This is a genomic window from Streptomyces sp. NPDC000941 (genome assembly GCF_053599555.1).
The window spans coordinates 1-15,757 of record NZ_JBSFMM010000114.1; the positions used below are offsets into that span (position 1 = coordinate 1).

Annotated in this window: 12 protein-coding genes; 4 read left to right on the top strand and 8 right to left on the bottom strand. The window is 71.7% G+C overall.

Annotation, left to right across the window (positions count from 1 at the left end):
* Window positions 1–270: 270 nt before the first annotated feature.
* Window positions 271–2,196: a hypothetical protein gene (locus tag ACWDSL_RS30930; RefSeq protein WP_450491006.1), complete on the bottom strand. Its 1,926-nt coding sequence runs from the start codon at window positions 2,194–2,196 to the stop codon at window positions 271–273.
* Between the two features lie 212 nt (window positions 2,197–2,408).
* Complete coding sequence (locus tag ACWDSL_RS30935; RefSeq protein WP_450491008.1) at window positions 2,409–4,232, bottom strand: ABC-F family ATP-binding cassette domain-containing protein; 1,824 nt, start codon at window positions 4,230–4,232, stop codon at window positions 2,409–2,411.
* A 105-nt stretch (window positions 4,233–4,337) separates the two neighbouring features.
* On the opposite strand from ACWDSL_RS30935, the gene ACWDSL_RS30940 reads away from it, so the two are divergent.
* Window positions 4,338–4,778: a hypothetical protein gene (locus ACWDSL_RS30940; RefSeq protein ID WP_450491010.1), complete on the top strand. Its 441-nt coding sequence runs from the start codon at window positions 4,338–4,340 to the stop codon at window positions 4,776–4,778.
* Window positions 4,779–4,822: 44 nt separating this feature from the next.
* Here the strand turns inward: ACWDSL_RS30940 and ACWDSL_RS30945 are convergent, their stop codons facing one another.
* The 6 genes from ACWDSL_RS30945 to rsmI form a co-directional block, all read right to left on the bottom strand.
* Window positions 4,823–5,749: a 4-(cytidine 5'-diphospho)-2-C-methyl-D-erythritol kinase gene (locus ACWDSL_RS30945; protein WP_450491012.1), complete on the bottom strand. Its 927-nt coding sequence runs from the start codon at window positions 5,747–5,749 to the stop codon at window positions 4,823–4,825.
* Window positions 5,746–6,663, bottom strand: coding sequence for a 16S rRNA (adenine(1518)-N(6)/adenine(1519)-N(6))-dimethyltransferase RsmA (rsmA, locus tag ACWDSL_RS30950; RefSeq protein ID WP_450491014.1), 918 nt, complete (start codon window positions 6,661–6,663; stop codon window positions 5,746–5,748). The genes ACWDSL_RS30945 and rsmA overlap by 4 nt, the downstream gene beginning before the upstream one ends.
* 46 nt (window positions 6,664–6,709) lie before the next feature.
* Complete coding sequence (locus ACWDSL_RS30955; protein WP_450491016.1) at window positions 6,710–7,927, bottom strand: ubiquitin-like domain-containing protein; 1,218 nt, start codon at window positions 7,925–7,927, stop codon at window positions 6,710–6,712.
* Between the two features lie 93 nt (window positions 7,928–8,020).
* Window positions 8,021–8,974, bottom strand: a complete 954-nt coding sequence (locus tag ACWDSL_RS30960; protein WP_450491018.1) for a TatD family hydrolase — start codon at window positions 8,972–8,974, stop codon at window positions 8,021–8,023.
* A 209-nt stretch (window positions 8,975–9,183) separates the two neighbouring features.
* Window positions 9,184–9,627, bottom strand: coding sequence for a hypothetical protein (locus ACWDSL_RS30965; RefSeq protein WP_450491020.1), 444 nt, complete (start codon window positions 9,625–9,627; stop codon window positions 9,184–9,186).
* Between the two features lie 161 nt (window positions 9,628–9,788).
* On the bottom strand, window positions 9,789–10,667 hold the full coding sequence (gene rsmI, locus ACWDSL_RS30970) for a 16S rRNA (cytidine(1402)-2'-O)-methyltransferase (RefSeq protein ID WP_450491022.1): 879 nt from the start codon (window positions 10,665–10,667) through the stop codon (window positions 9,789–9,791).
* A gap of 110 nt (window positions 10,668–10,777) precedes the next feature.
* Between rsmI and ACWDSL_RS30975 the strand changes: the two genes are divergently transcribed.
* The 3 genes from ACWDSL_RS30975 (at window position 10,778) to ACWDSL_RS30985 (ending at window position 15,693) form a co-directional block, all read left to right on the top strand.
* The gene (locus ACWDSL_RS30975) at window positions 10,778–12,565 is read left to right on the top strand and encodes a dolichyl-phosphate-mannose--protein mannosyltransferase (protein WP_450491066.1); all 1,788 of its coding nucleotides are present in this window, start codon (window positions 10,778–10,780) and stop codon (window positions 12,563–12,565) included.
* 115 nt (window positions 12,566–12,680) lie between these two features.
* Window positions 12,681–14,321, top strand: a complete 1,641-nt coding sequence (locus tag ACWDSL_RS30980; RefSeq protein WP_450491024.1) for a penicillin-binding transpeptidase domain-containing protein — start codon at window positions 12,681–12,683, stop codon at window positions 14,319–14,321.
* 178 nt (window positions 14,322–14,499) lie between these two features.
* Complete coding sequence (locus ACWDSL_RS30985) at window positions 14,500–15,693, top strand: FAD-dependent monooxygenase (RefSeq protein WP_450491026.1); 1,194 nt, start codon at window positions 14,500–14,502, stop codon at window positions 15,691–15,693.
* The last annotated feature ends 64 nt before the right edge of the window (window positions 15,694–15,757 follow it).

A 15,757-nucleotide genomic window follows, 5' to 3' on the forward strand; every position in this document is an offset into this window, starting at 1 on the left:
TTGGTTGTTTTGTTTTATGAGGTTTGGTATACCTATCTGGTGGGGGGGGGGTGGTCGGGGGCGGCCCCGTCCTATTAGTTCCGGTCGGGGGGGGGGCCGCCGGGGCCCATGGTCTGACTCTCCGGGCGAGTGAGCCGAAGGGGCGCGACCCTGTCGAAAGGGAGAGCGCGCGCAGGCCCCGAGGAACGAGGGGCCGAGCACGGTCGACCGTCGACAGGGGCTGAGGCGCCCCGGAGGCGAACCGAGCCACAAAAAAAGGGGGGCCGCCTGTCAGCCGCCCGCGCCGAAGATCGCGGCGAGCGGGTCGTCCTGGTCGTAGCTGCCACTGGGCTTGGTGGCGTACTTGTCGCTCATGTAGAGCCGCTGGTTCGCGTAGACGACCTCGTTGTACTTCGCGCTGAAGTTGGACTCCATCTCGCGATCGCCGACCTGGTTCTGCAGCAGCTTGTCCTTCTTGTACGACTTGGGGTCGATCCGCCAGACCGCGCCACCCGCGTCATAGTTGGACTCCTGGTAGGCGACGACGTAGCCGTCCTTGTCCAGGCCCAGCGGGGTCAGCCCCGCACCCTCGACGCCGTCGGTCTTGCCGATCGCCTTGCCGGTCTTCAGGCTGAAGGCGACGACCTCGTTCACCGTGCCCGAGGTCGAGCTGGAGCGCTCCTCGGACCCCATGAACAGAGCGTCCGCCGACTTGCTGACGACGGCCAACTTGCAGCCCTCGACATTGGTCGACTCACACTCGGCGACGTACTTGCCGCCCTCCGTGGAGATCTTGCTGACGACCTTGCCCACCTTGCCGCTGTCGTCGATCGTCAGGAAGTCGGAGACCGCGGCACCCGTCGAGTCGCCCGCGTCGAGGCCGACGATCAGCGGGTCGGTGGACAGGACGTGGACGTAGTCCAGACCGGGCGAGACCTTGTAGCTGGACTTGATCTTGCCGGTCTTCGGGTTCAGCGTCTGCACCTGGATCTGCGGGTCGTCGTACTGACCGCACCGGCGCACCGCGACCAGCTTGTCGCCGCCGCCCGCGTAGCCGTCGTCCGAGCAGTCCTCGCCGTCCTGCGGCTTCCACAGCAGCTTGCCGTCGAGCGACCAGGCCGCGCCGCCGCTGGTGCCGCCCGCGGCGACGGTGCCGCCGCCGAGGGTCACCTCGTCGAAGCGCTCCTTTTCGTCACCGGAGCCCACATGCTTCTGCCAGAGCATCTTGCCGTTGTTCAGGTCGACGAGCCCGACCTCCGTGCAGGAGGGGTACTTGTCCGCCTTGGAGGGCTTGGCCTCCTGGAAGAGGATCGTCGTCAGGCCGTTCTCACTGACGTGGTCCGAGGACCAGCAGATCTCGCCCGCCAGCGGGATGGTCCACTTCGGGCTTCCGCCGTCCAGCGGATAGCCGACGACCTTGTAGACGTCGGCCTTCACGAAGGTGTCGTCGGTGACCCACATGCCCTCGGTGGTGATCTGGTCCTTCACCTTCGGCATGTCGATCTTGTTGATCAGCTTTGCGTCGACGGTCTCGGGCGCGGGCACGTCCTTGCCGCCCGTCGTGCCCGAAGTGCCCGAAGTGGAGTCCTGGCTCTGTTTCTTGTCCTTGGGGTCCTTGGCCTGGTCGTCGCTGCCGCCGTCGCCCTTGGTGGCGAAGAAGATGCCGCCGCCGACGATCAGCGCGACCGCGACCACCGCGCTGACGATGATCATCATGCGCTGCTTGGACTTGTTGCCGCCGCCCTGGCCGCCGCCCGGCGTCGCGCCCGGGTAGGTGTTCTGGGGCGGGTACGGGCCCTGGGGCGGATATCCGTACTGCGGCTGCTGGCCGGACGCGTACTGCGGCTGCTGGCCGGACGCGTACGCCGCGGGCATGCCCACCTGCGTCGGCTGAGCGTGCACGGACTGCGGCTGCTGCGGCTGCTGCGGCGGATAGCCGTAGCCGCCGGCGCCCTGCGGGGGCGTCTGGGGCATACCGGAGGGCGGAGTCTGGGGCGGGCCGGGCGGGCCGGGTGGGGGAGGCGCTGCCGGGCCGGGCGGGGCCGGCGGCGGGGTCCGGGGAGCCTGCGGCGGCTGGCCCGGCGCCTGCGGATAGCCGTAGCCCGGCTGGGCGGGCGGCTGCCCCGGAGGCTGCTGCGGATAGCCGTACGACGGGTCCTGCGGTGCGCCAAAGCCACCCTGCGGCGGCTGATTCGGCGGCGGAGGCGGCTGCGACATCGGATTTTCCTTAGTGCGCGGGTCCGTGAACCGACCGGCCTCCCCCGCGATCCCGGGGTTCAAAGCCCACCAGGAAGGAGCGAATCGGACACGCAACCCGCCAGTGAGCGGCACGCAAGCGGGAGTTCTTTTTATCACCCGGTGCTATCAGGCCAAGGGCCGGTCTCAGCCTCATCGATCAGCTGAGACCGGCCTGTGACGCGACCGTTGCCCTAGACGTCCTCGGCGAGATCCAGCCAGCGGGTCTCCAGTTCCTCCCGCTCGCCCGTCAACTCCCGCAGCCGCGCGTCGAGCTCCGCGACCTTCGCGAAGTCCGTGGCGTGCTCGGCGATCCGCTCGTGCAGCTCCGTCTCCTGCTCGCCGATGCGGTCAAGGCGCCGCTCGATCTTCTGGAGCTCCTTCTTCGCGGCGCGCTGCTCGGCCGCCGACTTCTGCGCCGGGCCCGGCTGTTCCGCGGCCTTCTGCCGTCCGGGCGCCACGGGGGCCGACGCCGCGGCGGCCTGCACCCGCTGACGCCGCTCCAGGTACTCGTCGACGCCCCGCGGCAGCATCCGCATCGTCGCGTCGCCCAGCAGCGCGAAGACCCGGTCCGTCGTCCGCTCGATGAAGTACCGGTCGTGGCTGATCACCACGAGCGAGCCGGGCCAGCCGTCGAGCAGATCCTCCAGCTGGGTCAGCGTCTCGATGTCGAGGTCGTTCGTCGGCTCGTCGAGGAACAGCACGTTCGGCTCGTCCATCAGCAGCCGCAGCACCTGGAGCCGGCGCCGCTCGCCGCCGGAGAGGTCGCCGACCGGCGTCCACTGCCGCTCCTTGGTGAAGCCGAACTTCTCGCACAGCTGCGAGGCGGTCATCTCCCGCCCCTTGCCCAGGTCCACCCGCTGCCGCACCCGCTCCACGGCCTCCAGCACCCGCAAGGCCGGGTCCAGCTCCGTGACCTCCTGGGACAGATACGCCAGCTTGACGGTCCGGCCGACCACCACCCGGCCGCCCACCGGCTGCCGCTCGCCGTCGCTGTCGGCCGCCTCGGCCATGGCCCGCAGCAGCGAGGTCTTCCCCGCGCCGTTCACGCCCACCAGGCCGATCCGGTCACCGGGCCCCAGCTGCCAGGTCAGATGCTTCAGCAGCACCTTCGGTCCCGCCTGGACGGTCACGTCCTCCAGGTCGAAGACGGTCTTGCCCAGGCGCGAGTTCGCGAACTTCATCAGCTCCGCGGAGTCGCGGGGCGCCGGCACGTCCGCGATCAGCGCGTTCGCCGCCTCGATACGGAAGCGGGGCTTGCTGGTACGGGCCGGGGCGCCGCGGCGCAGCCAGGCCAGCTCCTTGCGGACCAGGTTCTGCCGCTTGGCCTCCTCGGTCGCGGCGATGCGCTCCCGCTCGGCGCGGGCGAACACATAGTCGCTGTAGCCGCCCTCGTACTCATGGACCGCGCCGCGCTGCACATCCCACATCCGGGTGCAGACCTGGTCCAGGAACCAGCGGTCGTGGGTGACCACCACCAGCGCCGAGCGCCGCGCCCGCAGATGGGCGGCCAGCCAGGAGATGCCCTCGACGTCGAGGTGGTTGGTCGGCTCGTCCAGGACGATCAGGTCCTGCTCGGCGATGAGCAGCTTGGCGAGCGCGATCCGGCGGCGCTCGCCACCGGAGAGCGGGCCGATGACGGTGTCCAGGCCCTGGGTGAAGCCGGGCAGGTCGAGCCCGCCGAAGAGGCCGGTCAGCACGTCCCGGATCTTGGCGTTGCCCGCCCACTCGTGATCGGCGAGATCGCCGATGACCTCGTGGCGGACGGTGGCCGCGGGGTCGAGCGAGTCGTGCTGGGTGAGCACGCCGAGCCGCAGATCCCCGGAGTGGGTGACGCGGCCGGTATCGGCGGGCTCCAGTTTGGCGAGAATCCGGATCAGGGTGGTCTTGCCGTCACCGTTGCGGCCGACGACGCCGATCCGGTCGCCCTCGCTCACCCCGAGGGAGATGCCGTCGAGCAGCGCCCGGGTGCCGTACACCTTGCCGACGGCTTCGACGTTGACCAAGTTGGTGGCCATCACACTCCTGTACACGGATCGATCGACATCCCAGGGTAGTAGGTAGCCCGTCTGAGTATCCGTACGGATGCCACGCGGGTGATCTCGCTCCTAGCGTCCTCTGCCATGGATCATGCGAGGAGCCTGTGGGCCGGTGCGGGCACGATCGAGGCGGACCGGGAGCAGGAGCTGGCCCAGGCCAGAGCGGCCGAGGCGGAGCGGGCCGCCGAACAGCAGCGGGCGGAGCAGCGGGCGGAGCGCAGGCTGAGGGCCATCCGGGTGGTGGCGGTCGGGGTGGTGTGGCTCAGCGCCGGGCTGACCCTCATGTTCCTGCCCATGCTCTCGATGTCCGCCGGGTCGGACTGCGGCATCGACGACACCCGTTTCATCTGCACCGACGGCGGCCAGGACACCGCCGTCTACATCGCCGTCTACATCTCGCTGGTCGCCGCGCTGGCCGGCACCTGGGGGGCCTTCTCCCGCCGTCTGCTCGGCCGCGCGGTGTGGGGCGCGTCACTGTTGGCGCTCGGTATCGCCTGGCTGGTGAACCTGCTGATCATCCGCTGACCCCCGGGCCGGCGACATCCCGGGGCATCCGCTGACCCTCCGGGTCAATCGCGTACGACGGCCGCCCCCGCCGCCGGCCCCGTGGCCACCCGTACGGCGCGGCAGGTGCCCGAGGCGGCCAGGGCCTTCGCCACGGCGGCGGCCGCTTCCGCGTCCTCGGCCAGGAACGCACAGGTCGGGCCGGAGCCGGAGACCAGCGCGGCGAGGGCGCCCGCGTCGGTGCCCGCGCGCAGCGTGTCGGCCAGGGCGGGCCGCAGGGACAGCGCGGCGGGCTGGAGGTCGTTGGTCACGGCGGCGGCGAGCGCCGCGGCGTCCGCGGTGCGCAGCGCCTCCAGGAGGGCCGCGGACGGCTCGGGGTCGGGTACGTCGTCCACCGTGGCCCCCTGGCCGTCTGCGGCGCGCAGCCGGTCGCATTCGCGGTAGACGGCGGGGGTGGACAGGCCTCCCTCGGCCACGGCGAACGCCCAGTGGAAGGTGGAGCCGGTCTCCAGCGGGGTCAGCAGTTCGCCCCGCCCCCGGCCCAGGGCCGCCCCGCCGACCAGGCTGAATGGCACATCGCTGCCCAACTCGGCGCAGATCTCCAGCAGTTCGGCGCGGGAGGCCGCCGTGCCCCACAGCGCATCGCACGCCACCAGCGCCCCGGCGGCGTCCGCACTGCCGCCCGCCATGCCGCCGGCCACCGGGATGTCCTTGTCGATGTGCAGCCGGACCCGGGGCGGGGCGCCATGCCGCTCGGCGAGCGCGAGGGCGGCGCGGGCGGCGAGGTTGGTGCGGTCGAGCGGCACGCTGTCCGCGTCCGCACCGGAGACGGTGATCCGCAGCTCGTCGGCCGGGGTGGCGGTGACCTCGTCGTACAGCCCCACCGCGAGGAAGACATTGGCCAGGTCGTGGAAGCCGTCCGGCCGAAGGCCGCCGACCGCGAGCTGGACATTGACCTTCGCGGGCACGCGGGCGGTCACGGATCGGGTCACGGCTGGTTTCTCCCAGGGTTGTCCGTCGGGGGATGTTCGGCGGGCCGCTCGTCGATGATCGCCTGCTCCGCGATCGCCGCGAACTGCTCGACCGTCAGCGCCTCGCCCCGCGCCTGGGGCGAGATCCCGGCCGCCGTCAGCGCGGCCTCCGCCGCCGCGGCGGATCCGGCCCAGCCCGCGAGGGCCGCCCGGAGCGTCTTGCGGCGCTGCGCGAAGGCCGCGTCGATCACCCGGAAGACCTGCGCCTTGGTGGCGGTGGTACGGAGCGGGGCGGAGCGGCGGACGAGGGAGACCAGGCCGGAGTCGACGTTCGGGGCGGGCCAGAACACATTGCGGCCGATCGCCCCGGCGCGCTTCACCTCGGCGTACCAGGCGGCCTTCACCGACGGCACGCCGTACACCTTGGAGCCGGGCGCCGCCGCGAGCCGGTCGGCGACCTCGGCCTGGACCATGACGAGGGTCCGCTCGATGGTGGGAAAGCGGTCGAGCATATGCAGCAGCACCGGGACCGCGACGTTGTACGGGAGGTTGGCGACCAGCGCGGTGGGCGCGGGGCCGGGCAGCTCCGTGATGTGCAGGGCGTCGGAGTGGACGAGCTCGAAGCGGTCCGCGCGGCCGGGCAGCCGCTCCTGGACCGTCGAGGGGAGGGCCGCCGCGAGCACGTCGTCGATCTCGACGGCCGTGACCCGGTCGGCGGCCTCCAGGAGGGCCAGGGTCAGCGAGCCGAGCCCCGGGCCGACTTCGACGACCACGTCGTCGGGCCGGACGTCGGCGGTCCGGACGATCCGGCGGACCGTGTTGGCGTCGATGACGAAGTTCTGGCCGCGCTGCTTGGTGGGGCGTACGCCGAGCCGGGCGGCCAGTTCGCGGATGTCGGCGGGGCCCAGCAGGGCGCCTGCGTCGGTGGAGCTCACCGGCGCAAGTTTACGGCCCTTGAACTGCCCGCAAGCTACCCGCGGGCTATCCGCTCAGCCGGTGGCCGCAGTGCGGCCAGGGGCTCGCCCCCCGCTGTACGTACAGCTTCTTCGCGCGGTAGGTCTGCTCCGCCGGGGGCGCGTCCTGCGGGCGTCCCTGCCCGCCCAGGTTCTGCCAGGTGCCCTGGTCGAGCTGGTAGAGCCCGCCGTACCGGCCGGAGTCGTCGACCGCGTTCGGCCGCCCGCCGGATTCGCAGCGGGCCATGGCCTGCCAGTCGAGCCCCTCCGCACCGGCCACGGGCTGCGGCGGCCGGGGTTTGGTGCCGACCCGTACGACGCGGGCCACGGGCCGGCGCACCACGCGGGTCTTGAGCTTCCGAGGCCGCTGCCGGACGCCGTTGACGGTGCGCACCAGGTAGGTGGTGCGCTCCAGGCCCGGCTCGCCCACGGCGGCCACCAGTTCGGCGCCCTGGAGGACGGTGGGGTCGGCGCGCCGGAAGGTCGGGAAGGGGATGTCCCGGTCGCGGACCTCCTCACGGCCGGTGATCCGCATGACCGAGATGGTCTGGCCGTCGCGCGGAAAGCTCTCCTGGGGCACGGAGGTGGTGTCCTGGTCGCGCAGCGCGATCCCGGCCTCGGCCAGGGCGTCGGCGACGGTGGCGGCGTTGGTGCGCAGGGTGCGCTCACGCCCGTCGGCCATGAAGGTGACCGTGCGCTCGGTCCGTACGTCCAGGTCCAGGCCGCGCCGCGAGATCGCGGCCGAGCGCGAGGCGGAGAGGTGGGCGCCCTCGGCGCGCACCCCGAGCTGGCGCAGCGCACCGTCCACGGTGTGGGCGGTGGTCCACACCCGGCGGCGTTCTCCGTCGACGGTGAGGGTGACCGGGCGGCCGTAGCGGACGGCGATCCGGTCGCCGCTGACGAGGTCCGCTTCGGGCACGGGGGCGATGAGGTCGTGGGCGCCGACGTCCACGCCCTCGTCCGCGAGCAGTTCCGCGACGTCCCCGGCGTAGGTGTGCAGGGTGCGGGCGCTGCCGTCGACGGTCAGCCGTACGGCCTTGTCCTCGGCCACGAAGGCGGAGGTGCCGCCCGCCAGCGCGGCGACGACCAGCGCCTGGGGCAGCAGCCGGCGCAACTGCTCGGGCCGGGCGGCGCGCTGTCTGCGGCGCGCGGCCCGGCGGGCGTCGGCCCGGCCGCCCGTGCCGCGGTGACTGCCCGCGGCACGGCGGCTGTCCGCGACACGGCGGTCGCCTTGCGTACGGCTCACGACAACACTCCGGCAACACTCCACAAGTCCACTGGTCAGGGCATGAGTCCCGGGACTGTAGCGGAGCGGCGGCCACTCTCCAAAGCGGTATGACTACTGTGCGTAGTTCCCTTCCCTGGGCTCGCCGGCGCCGGAAACCGGCGGGCGACAGCCGAAAACCCGCGCGGTGTTGGCCGCGACTGCGGCCGCGAGGGTGTCCTCGGGGACGCCCCTGACCTCCGCCATGGCCCGCAGGGTGAGCGGAATGAGGTACGGGGCGTTAGGCCGTCCGCGGTACGGGGCGGGGGTGAGGAAGGGCGCGTCGGTCTCGACCAGCAGCAGGTCGAGCGGGGCGACGGCGACGGCTTCGCGCAGCGGGGTGGCGTTCTTGAAGGTGACGTTGCCCGCGAAGGACATGTAGTAGCCGCGCTCCGCGCAGATCTTCGCCATGGCGGCGTCGCCGGAGTAGCAGTGGAAGACGACGGTCTCGGGCGCGCCCTCCTCGGCGAGCACCCGCAGCACGTCGTCGTGCGCCTCGCGGTCGTGGATGACCAGCGCCTTGCCGTACCGCTTGGCGATGGCGATATGGCCGCGGAAGGACCGCTCCTGGGCGGCGATGCCCTCGGGGCCGGTGCGGAAGTAGTCGAGGCCGGTCTCGCCGACGCCCCGTACCTGCGGGAGTGCGGCGAGGGCCGCTATCTCCTCCAGGGCGGCGTCCAGGGCCGTCTCGCCGCCCGGTTCGCGCAACCAACCGTCGCGGGGGGCCTGGGGGGCTTGCCCCCCAGAAGGAGGGGTCCCGTGGACGATGCGCGGCGCCTCGTTGGGGTGCAGGGCCACGGTGGCCCAGATGTTCTCGTGGGCTTCGGCCGTCTTCGCCGCCCAGTGCGACCCGGCGAGGTCGCAGCCCACCTGGATGAGGGTGGTCACGCCGACCGAGGCGGCCTTGGCAAGGGCCTCTTCGACGGTGCCCGACTGCATGTCCAGGTGGGTATGCGAATCGGCGACCGGGACCCGCAGCGGCTCGGGGAGCGGCGGAGGCAGATCCTTTTTGTTTTGTGACTGCGCCATGAGCGCGATTCTATTTGCCGGAGATCGCCGGAGAACGCCGGAGAATGCCGGAGAACGCTGAAGAACCGCGAAGAAATCACGCCCTGGCGCTCATTCGGATACGGTCCGGCTCATATGCGGGTGACCAGGATCACCATCGGCCGCCGATTACCGGTGAGTCAATCACCGGAAAACGGCGGCCGTCGGCCCTGTGCCTTACTCCCTGTGCCTTACTTCCGGCTCTGGAACGGATGCAGCAGATCCGACAGATGCCAGTGGTGGCCACGCCGCGCCGGCGGGGCGGCCGGTGCCGGTGTGGCGTCGGACGCCTCGGCGTCCGCCCGACGGGCCCGCCGCCGGGGCTCCCCGCCCAGGCTCCGCAGGGCCGTCGACACCTGGCCCGACCTCATGATGCGTACGAGGTCGGCGCCGCAGTTGTGGCAGTTGGGGCTGGTCAGCGGGGACCGTACGCGCATGCCATCGGTGAAGTAGATGACAAACGCCCTCCCCTCGGCGTCCACGTGATGCTCGATGTCGTACGACTGCTCCCAGCCGTGCCCGCACTTCATGCACGCGAAGGCGTACGCCTCGTGGGCGACCTCCCCGTCCGTCGCGTCGTCGGTGGTGTGGGCTATCGGGCGAACGCCGCTCGAGGTACCCGCAATTTCGCTCATGGCAACTCCTCTTGTCCGCAGGACAAGGCTTCCGGGACTGGACGTCCCACCACCAGTGGACGCCTTTACCGGCCCGGAGTGCAGCTGCCCTTCCACCTCTTGAGGGAGATTTGGCGGCCGGATGCCCCAACGCCCCCGCCACCCGGCCTAACCTTTGCTTTTCAGCCTTCCCCTTTACCTCCGCGTGGCTCGGTACGTGCCGCGTTCTTTGCCGCCACCACCGCGTCGAACACATCCCGTTTGGGCAGGCCCGCCTCCTGCGCGACCGCCGCGATGGCCTCCTTGCGGCGCTCCCCGGCCTCCTCGCGGACCGCGACCCGCCGGGCCAGCTCGGCCGGGTCGGCCTCGCCGGGAGCCGGTTCGGGGGCGCCCTCGACCACCACCGTGATCTCGCCCAGTACGCCCTCGGCCGCCCAGGCCGCGAGATCCTTCAGCGGGCCGCGCCTGACCTCCTCGTACGTCTTGGTCAGCTCGCGGCACACGGCGGCCCGCCGGTCCGCGCCGAACACCTCGGCCATGGCGGCCAGCGTGTCGTCCAGGCGGCGCGGCGACTCGAAGTACACCAGCGTGCGGCGCTCGGCCGCGACCTCGCGCAGCCGCCCCAGCCGCTCGCCCGCCTTGCGCGGCAGAAAGCCCTCGAAGCAGAAGCGGTCCACCGGCAGCCCGGAGAGCGCGAGCGCCGTCAGCACGGCCGAGGGCCCGGGCACCGCGGTGACCGTGATCCCCCGCTCGACGGCCGCGGCGACCAGGCGGAAGCCGGGGTCGGAGACGGACGGCATGCCCGCGTCGGTGACCAGCAGCACCCGCGCGCCCCCGGCCAGGGCCTCCACCAGCTCGGGCGTACGGGCCGCCTCGTTGCCCTCGAAGTAGGACACCACCCGGCCGCGCGGCTGCACGTCCAGCGCCTGGGTGAGGCGGCGCAGCCGCCGGGTGTCCTCGGCGGCCACCACATCGGCGGCCGCGAGCTCGGCGGCCAGCCGCGGGGGCGCGTCCCGCGTGTCGCCGATGGGGGTCCCTGCCAGTACCAGCGTTCCAGTCACACGATCCATCCTCGCAGCACCCGGAGCGGGCTCAGGAAACCCCGATGGGCAGGCCCCCGATCCCCGGCCGGACGACTTGGCTCGCCACTCTCATAGTCCGCTTCCCTACGATGGGCCGGGTGACGAGTGACACCGCGACCCACGCCCAGCCGGGCCGAGCCGCCGGCCAGCATCCGCCCGCCTGGCAGCGCCGGCTGCGCCGCTTCGGATACGCGGGCCGGCCGCGGTCCGACGTACGGGAGCGGCTGGTGCCCCCCTACCCACAGCCGGGGACCCGGCTGTGGGAGGCGCTGGGCGCGGCTCCGCCGGCGGCGTCGCGGATCGCCCGCTGGACCGGCTGGGGCGGGCCGCTGCTGGTCGCGCTGTTCGCCGGGCTGCTCCGCTTCTGGCGGCTCGACAGCCCCGGCAAGGTCATATTCGACGAGACGTACTACGCCAAGGACGCCTGGGCGCTGCTCCAGCTCGGCTACGAGGGCACCTGGCCGAAAAACGCCAACGGCAAGATCATCGCGGATCCCCAGCAGATCCCGCTGAGCGACGCCGCCGGGTATGTCGTCCACCCGCCGGTGGGCAAGTGGGTGATCGCGGTCGGCGAGCAGCTTTTCGGTCTGACCCCGTTCGGCTGGCGGTTCATGGTCGCCCTGCTCGGCACGGCGTCGGTGCTCATGCTGTGCCGGATCGGGCGGCGGCTGTTCCGGTCCACCTTCCTGGGGTGTCTGGCGGGGCTGCTGCTGTCCGTGGACGGTCTGCACTATGTGATGAGCCGCACCGCGCTGCTCGACCTCGTCGTCATGTTCTTCGTCCTGGCCGCCTTCGGATGTCTGCTGATCGACCGGGACCAGGCACGGGCGCGGCTCGCCGCCGCCCTGCCGGTCGACCCGGACGGCACCGCCCGCCCCGACGCGGAGATCGCCGCGCGGCTGAAGCTCGGCGTGCGGCCGTGGCGGATCGCCGCCGGGGTGTGCCTGGGGCTCGCGGCCGGCACCAAGTGGAACGGCCTGTACGTGCTGGCGGCCTTCGGCGTGATGACGGTCCTGTGGGACATGGGCGCCCGCCGCACCGCCGGGGCGCGCCGCCCCTTCCGGGCGATGCTGCGCCGCGACACCCTGTGGGCCTTCCTGACGACCGTGCCTGTGGCGTTGGTCACCTACCTCGCCAGCTGGTGGGGCTGGTTCACCACCAGCGGCAGCTACAGCGCCCGCAGCGGCTGGACCCACAGCGGCTACTTCCGGCACTGGGCCGAGACCCCGAAGAACATGGGAGGCGGCGGCTACAGCGACCACGGGCCCTGGGCCTGGCTGAACCCGCTGCGCAGCCTGTGGCACTACGAGACCGAGGTCTACAAGTTCCATGTGAAGCTGGACGACCCGCATATCTACCAGTCCAACCCGTGGAGCTGGCTGATCCAGTCCCGCCCGGTCTCCTACTTCTACGAGTCGCCCTCCCCCGGCGAGGCCGGCTGTCCCAAGGACGCGACCGAGAAGTGCGCCCGCGAGGTGCTGGCGCTCGGCACCCCGCTGCTGTGGTGGGCGGCCTGCTTCGCGGTGGCGTATCTGCTGTTCCGGTGGGCGCTGCGGCGGGACTGGCGGGCGGGCGCGGTCCTGTGCGGCCTGGCGGCGGGCTATCTGCCGTGGTTCCTGTACCAGGAGCGGACGATCTTCTCCTTCTACGCCGTGGTCTTCGTGCCGTTCCTGTGTCTGGCGGTGGCGATGATGATCGGCGCCATCGTGGGGCCGCCGGGGGCCTCGGAGAACCGGCGGGTGATCGGCACGGTCGGCGCGGGTGTGCTCGTGCTTCTCATCATCTGGAATTTCATCTACTTCTTCCCCCTCTACACAGGTCAGACGCTGCCCATGGATCAATGGCGGTCCCGGATCTGGCTCGACACCTGGATCTGACGGGATCCAAGGGGACCTGACGGGCAAGGACGCCGCTCTCGATGCCGGTAGAGTGCCCCGGACCACGCACTCCATCGAGCGGTGGAGGGCTTCGAGGGACTGTGGGGGTTCTGCAATGCGGAGTGGCGCGAGAGCCGCGGTCATCGGTGCGGTGTTCGCCGCCATGGTCGGGGTCGCCGGTTGCGGTGGCGGACAGGACGGCTCGACCGGTTCGAAGGACGGCGCGGACAGCGGGGCCGGCGACGAAAAGCCGGTGGTCAAGAAGGTGAAGACCGGCCCGCCGAGCGCGGCCGAGGTCAAGGCCACGGCCCGGGACTTCCTGGCCGCCTGGTCCGCGGGACAGACCGCGAAGGCCGCCGGTCTGACGGACGACGACAAGGCCGCCACGGCCGCGCTCACCGCCTACCGTGACAAGGCCCACATCGGAAAGGCGACGCTGGCGGCGGGTCAGCCCACCGGCAGCACGGTGCCGTTCACGGTCAACGCGCAGATCGCCTACGGCGGACGCCAGATCCCCTGGACGTATGAATCCTCGTTGGCCGTCACCCGCGACAAGACCAGCGGGGCGGCGGTCGTCGACTGGAAGCCGTCGGTCGTGCACCCGAAGCTCAAGGCCGGGGACGCCCTCAAGACGGGCCCGGCCGGTACGCCCCCGATCAAGGCCGTCGACCGCGACGGCGCGGAGCTGAGCGCCGCCGACCACCCGACGCTCAAGGCGATCCTGGACGGACTGCGGGAGCGCTACGGCAAGAAGGCGGGCGGCACGCCCGGCGTGGAGACGTGGATCTCCCGCGCCAAGGGCTCCAAGTCCCCCGACGAGACGCTGAAGGTGCTCTCCAAGGGCAAGGCCGGCACGCTCCGCACGACGATCGACGCGAAGCTCCAGGCGACGGCGGAGCAGGCGGTCAAAAAGCGGCCCAAGGCCGCGGTGGTGGCGGTCAAGGCCAGCACCGGCGAGGTCCTGGCGGTCGCCAACTCCCCGGCCCAGGGGTTCAACACCGCCTTCCAGGGCTCGTACGCGCCCGGCTCGACCATGAAGGTCATCACCTCGGCGCTGCTCATCGACAAGGGCCTGGCGGGCTACGGCAAGCCGCACCCGTGCCCGAAGTACTTCTCGTACGGCGGCTGGAAGTTCCAGAACGACGACAAGTTCGAGATCAAGGGCGGCAGGTTCGAGCAGAGCTTCGCCCGCTCCTGCAACACGGCCTTCATCAGCCAGGCGCCCAAGCTGGCCGACGACGACCTCACCAAGGAGGCCCGGGACGTCTTCGGCATCGGGCTGAACTGGCAGACCGGCATCTCCTCCTTCGACGGCGCGGTGCCGGTGCAGTCCGCCGCCCAGAAGGGCGCGTCGCTGATCGGGCAGGGCGGGGTGCGGATGAACCCGCTCAACATGGCGTCGGTCTCGGCGACCGTCGCCAGCGGCTCCTTCCACCAGCCCTACCTGGTCTCCCCCTCGCTGGACAACCGGACCCTGGCCAAGGCCGCCCGCGCCATGAAGCCGAGCACCCGGCAGCAGCTCAAGAGCCTGATGAAGCTGACCGCGACCGCGGGCACCGCCGCCCAGGCGATGTCCGGGATGAGCGGTGACTTCGGCGCCAAGACGGGCTCGGCGGAGGTCGACGGACAGAAGCAGCCCAACGGCTGGTTCACCGCCTACAGCGGCGACCTCGCGGCGGCGGCCGTGGTGCCGCAGGGCGGCCACGGCGGTGACTCGGCGGGGCCGATCGTGGCCTCGGTGCTGCGCGCAGGCTGACCCGACCCGAGCGACAACCCACGACCGACGCGGCGTCGGCGCGGCCCCCTCAAGGGCCGTGTCGGCGCCGCGTCGGCGTTGGCGGGCGGGTGTCGGCTCGGCGTCGGTGCCGCGTCGGTGGCCCGGACCAGCATCGAGTTGTCCGACCAACCACTCGCTGCACCGACGGGGAGTCACCATGCGTCAGAAGAAGCGTCAGCAGAGCGTTCTGATATCGGGCGCCGGTATCGGCGGGCCCGCGCTCGCCTACTGGCTGGACCGGTACGGATACGAGGTCACCGTCGTCGAGCAGGCCGCGGGGCCCCGCCCCGGCGGACACGCGATCGACGTCCGCGGCCCCGCGCTGGAGGTGGCCGAGCGCATGGGCGTACTCGACCGGATCCGGGGCCTCAGCACCGATCTGCGGGGGATGTCGGTGGTCGACGACGAGGGTCAGGAGCTGTTCCGCACCACCGAGCGCACCGTCAGCGGCGGCGACCTCGACAGCCCCGATGTGGAGATCCTGCGCGACGACCTCGCCGCGGTCGTCGCCGATGCGGGCGGAGCCGGGATCAGTTACGTCTACGGCGACTCCATCGACCGGCTGGAACAGGACGCGGACGACGTGCGGGTGGTCTTCCGCGGCGGTACGAAGCGCCGCTTCGACCTGGTCGTGGGCGCCGACGGGCTGCATTCCCACACCCGGCGGCTGGCCTTCGGACCGGAAGAGGACCATCTGCACCACCTCGGCACCTCGCTGGCCGTGTGGACGGCGCCCAACTTCCTCGGCCTCGACCGCTGGCAGGTCGTCTACAAGATGGGCGGCGACCTGTGGGGCGGAATGGTGATGAGCGTCCGCGACAACCAGGAGGTCCGCGTCTACATCGGCTTCGACTGGGACGAGCCGCCCGCCGAGTCCGACACCGGCGACCCGCACGCGCAGAAGCGGCTGATCGCCCGGGAGTTCGCCAAGGCACGCTGGGAGATGCCCCGGCTGCTTGAGCACATGTGGGGCGCCCCGGACTTCCTCTTCGACTCCATGGCCCAGATCCGCATGGACTCCTGGTCCCGCGGCCGGGTGGCGCTGCTCGGCGACGCGGGCTACTGCGGTTCGCCCATGTCCGGCCAGGGCACCAGCATGGCCCTGGTCGGCGCGTACGTCCTGGCGGGCGAGCTGAAGGCTGCGGACGGCGACCACGCTGCCGCCTTCGCGGCGTACGAGCGGGAGCTGCGCGGCTACGTGACCGCCAACCAGGAGCTCGCGCTGACCAACAAGGCCGTGATGGACGCCCGGGACGCCATGGACCTCGGCGAAGTGGAGGGGGAGGAGTTCGTCGCCGACCTCCGGGCGGACCTGGACGTCGCCAACTCGTACGCACTCAAGGAGTACTGAGCGGGAGCGCTCGGGAAGGACCGCCGACGTACCCCGATCGGGCAGTTCCGACCGCCCTTGAGTA

Excerpts from the sequence above, each read along its gene's own strand:
- ACWDSL_RS30930 (WP_450491006.1), bottom strand. The coding sequence starts at position 2,196 with ATGTCGCAGCCGCCTCCGCCGCCGAATCAGCCGCCGCAGGGTGGCTTT.
- ACWDSL_RS30935 (WP_450491008.1), bottom strand. The coding sequence starts at position 4,232 with ATGGCCACCAACTTGGTCAACGTCGAAGCCGTCGGCAAGGTGTACGGC.
- ACWDSL_RS30940 (WP_450491010.1), top strand. The coding sequence starts at position 4,338 with ATGGATCATGCGAGGAGCCTGTGGGCCGGTGCGGGCACGATCGAGGCG.
- ACWDSL_RS30960 (WP_450491018.1), bottom strand. The coding sequence starts at position 8,974 with ATGGCGCAGTCACAAAACAAAAAGGATCTGCCTCCGCCGCTCCCCGAG.
- ACWDSL_RS30965 (WP_450491020.1), bottom strand. The coding sequence starts at position 9,627 with ATGAGCGAAATTGCGGGTACCTCGAGCGGCGTTCGCCCGATAGCCCAC.
- ACWDSL_RS30975 (WP_450491066.1), top strand. The coding sequence starts at position 10,778 with ATGGGCCGGGTGACGAGTGACACCGCGACCCACGCCCAGCCGGGCCGA.
- ACWDSL_RS30980 (WP_450491024.1), top strand. The coding sequence starts at position 12,681 with ATGCGGAGTGGCGCGAGAGCCGCGGTCATCGGTGCGGTGTTCGCCGCC.
- ACWDSL_RS30985 (WP_450491026.1), top strand. The coding sequence starts at position 14,500 with ATGCGTCAGAAGAAGCGTCAGCAGAGCGTTCTGATATCGGGCGCCGGT.